Raw genomic sequence first — 633 nt, forward strand, 5'->3', positions numbered from 1 at the left:
ACAGCCGATCGCCTTCCACAAAGGGACTGGCGATGAACCGCTCCGCCGTCAGATCAGGCCGGTTCAGGTAGCCCCGCGCAACGCCGGCCCCGCCAACGTAAAGCTCACCCACCGCCCCGAACGGCACGGGCCCACCATGACCGTCCAGCAGGTACACCCGCGTGTTCGCAATCGGGCGCCCGATCGGGATGGAGGCCAGCCCCCCGACAGATTGGGCGATCTCGCAGACTGTCGCGAAGGTCGTTGTCTCGGTCGGACCGTAGCAGTGAATGAGGCGTACAGGACCTTCTTCTCTCAGCAATCTCAAAAATGTGGGAACGTCACTGACCTCGCCTCCACAGAGGAGGTACTTAAGTTGTGCTAACGTCGGAGCGATCGATGACGTATATTGGTTGAATAACGCTGTTGTTAGAAAAAGGGTTGTCACCCGTTGCTGTTCAAGTGACTTGGCAAAATTTGAAGGATTTATGACGGTCGTGGCATCCAATGCAATGATGCAGCCACCGTTGAGCAGCGGCGCCCACACTTCAAATGTGCTGGCGTCGAAGGCGGGATTACCCACCCACGCCACACGATCACTCGAGCTGAACTGCGCATAGCCATTGTTGATGACGAGCCGGTTGACCGCACGGT

Annotated in this window: 1 protein-coding gene; it reads right to left on the bottom strand. The window is 58.1% G+C overall.

Annotation, left to right across the window (positions count from 1 at the left end):
* Positions 1–633 (bottom strand): AMP-binding protein (locus NKJ73_RS34130; protein ID WP_352572788.1); only part of this gene is annotated, 633 nt, incomplete at both ends.

The organism is Mesorhizobium sp. M0074 (genome assembly GCF_040322975.1).
Lineage (GTDB): Bacteria > Pseudomonadota > Alphaproteobacteria > Rhizobiales > Rhizobiaceae > Mesorhizobium.